Annotated in this window: 3 protein-coding genes; all 3 read left to right on the forward strand. The window is 25.4% G+C overall.

Annotated features, from left to right (window positions below):
• Window positions 1–136 precede the first annotated feature (136 nt).
• Genes E6248_RS15815 through E6248_RS15825 form a run of 3 tightly spaced genes read left to right on the forward strand, consistent with a single transcriptional unit; the run spans window position 137 to window position 1,767 of the window.
• Window positions 137–511 carry a GntR family transcriptional regulator gene (locus tag E6248_RS15815; RefSeq protein ID WP_316341725.1) on the forward strand — a complete coding sequence of 125 codons (375 nt, stop codon included), beginning with the start codon at window positions 137–139 and terminating at the stop codon, window positions 509–511.
• Between the two features lie 5 nt (window positions 512–516).
• The gene (locus tag E6248_RS15820) at window positions 517–1,236 is read left to right on the forward strand and encodes an ABC transporter ATP-binding protein (RefSeq protein WP_316341726.1); all 720 of its coding nucleotides are present in this window, start codon (window positions 517–519) and stop codon (window positions 1,234–1,236) included.
• A gap of 12 nt (window positions 1,237–1,248) precedes the next feature.
• On the forward strand, window positions 1,249–1,767 hold the full coding sequence (locus E6248_RS15825; protein ID WP_316341727.1) for a hypothetical protein: 519 nt from the start codon (window positions 1,249–1,251) through the stop codon (window positions 1,765–1,767).
• Window positions 1,768–1,777: the final 10 nt, after the last annotated feature.

Here is a 1,777-nt window from a genome sequence, read left to right on the forward strand (position 1 = left end):
ATTTCTTCTGGAGTTAAAGAATTATATTTATAATAAATAGCTATATAATTTATAAATGTACATCTCCTATTATAAAAAAATCCCTTTCTTTTGAAGATGTATATAGGCAAATACCAGATAAGGAAGAAGGTTTTTAATGAATATTATTTTAGATACTGAAAGTAATCTTTCGATTTATGAACAAATAATTAAATCAATAAAAAACTCAATAATTAAAGAAGAAATTATCCCAGGTGATATGTTACCTTCTATTAGATCTTTAGCAAGAGATTTGCAAATCAGTGTTATTACAACAAAACGTGCCTATGAAGAATTAGAAAAAGAAGAATTAATATACTCAGTACCTGGAAAAGGATTTTATATAAAAGAACCAAATCGTGAAAAACTTAAAGAAGCCCAATTTAAAGAATTCGAAGATCAATTTGATAATTTGATTCAAGAAGGTAAAAAACTAGGTCTTGAATTATTAGATATGCAAGATATTTTAAAGACTTTATATGAAGGGAGATAATAAAAATGCCTTATATAATAAAATGCGAAGATGTTAATAAAAATTATAAAAATTTCTCATTAAAATCTATTTCTTTTAATATTGAATCAGGATATCTAACAGGACTTATAGGTATCAATGGTTCAGGTAAAACTACTCTTATTAATATCTTAGCAGGAATTGATGATGACTTTACAGGAAAAGTCCTAGTAAATAATATAGATATTAAGGAAAATCCAGCTAAGGCAAAAGAAGAAATAGGTTTAGTATCTGAAAAACTCACATTCTTTCTCGATAAAACACCTTATGAAAATGGATTATTGCTTGGTGAGTACTTTAAAAATTGGGATATGAATAGCTTCTATCTTTGGCTAGATAAGATGAACTTACCTAAAGGACAGCCCCTATATCAATTTTCAAAAGGTATGAAAATGAAGTTTCAAATATGCTTTGCCATGGGGCATAGTCCAAAATTTCTTCTATTAGATGAACCTACTGCAGGATTCGATCCTGTATTTAGAAAAGACTTTATAAATATGTTGCAAGATATATTAAACGAGGATATCGGAATTCTTATGTCTACTCACATAACTAGTGATCTTGATAAAATCGCTGATTATATAATACTTCTTGATAATGGAGAGATTATGATTAATGATACTAAGGAAGCTCTTGAAGATGAGTTTAGAAGAAATAAGATTGAAAGATCTTTAAATAAGAAATTTACTATTAGCGATTTACTTTAAGGAGGCATAAATATGAGTTTTATAGATAAAGAAAAAGAAAGAATAAAATACAATTATCAAGGTCTAATATTGTTTGGTTTTTTATTTTTTTACTTTATTACAGTTCAGTCAGATATCACTAGACATAAAGTAATCTTTGGTAATGGTCTTGAAGCTGAACCTCTTTCCTTTATTACCTATCCCCTAATCTTAGGTATAATTTATCTAATAATGTATTTAAATTCTCATCTTTTTTGGATAAAAGAACAAGGAAAAAAAGTATTCATATTACGAAAATATGACATTATTCCTATAGATAGAAAAGAAATTTACACTGCAAAATTTAAAATAATTATAGAATATGTAATAAAATATATAATTTATTCTATTTTCACTTATATATTAGCCCTAGTATTCAATACTTATAAAGAAATAAACCTATTAAAAAATTCTATTGAAATAATTGAAGTTTCTTTATTAGCATTAATTGTCTTAGCTATAGTTTTATTTATAAATATTCTTCAAGATAAAAAGACTAAAAAAGAAATGTAATGAATTGATA

This window comes from Clostridium sp. (assembly GCF_032552055.1).
Taxonomy (GTDB): domain Bacteria; phylum Bacillota; class Clostridia; order Clostridiales; family Clostridiaceae; genus Clostridium.

Bases quoted from the DNA above. Each gene is read 5' to 3' on its own strand.
- E6248_RS15815 (WP_316341725.1), top strand. From the start codon at position 137: ATGAATATTATTTTAGATACTGAAAGTAATCTTTCGATTTATGAACAA.
- E6248_RS15820 (WP_316341726.1), top strand. From the start codon at position 517: ATGCCTTATATAATAAAATGCGAAGATGTTAATAAAAATTATAAAAAT.
- E6248_RS15825 (WP_316341727.1), top strand. From the start codon at position 1,249: ATGAGTTTTATAGATAAAGAAAAAGAAAGAATAAAATACAATTATCAA.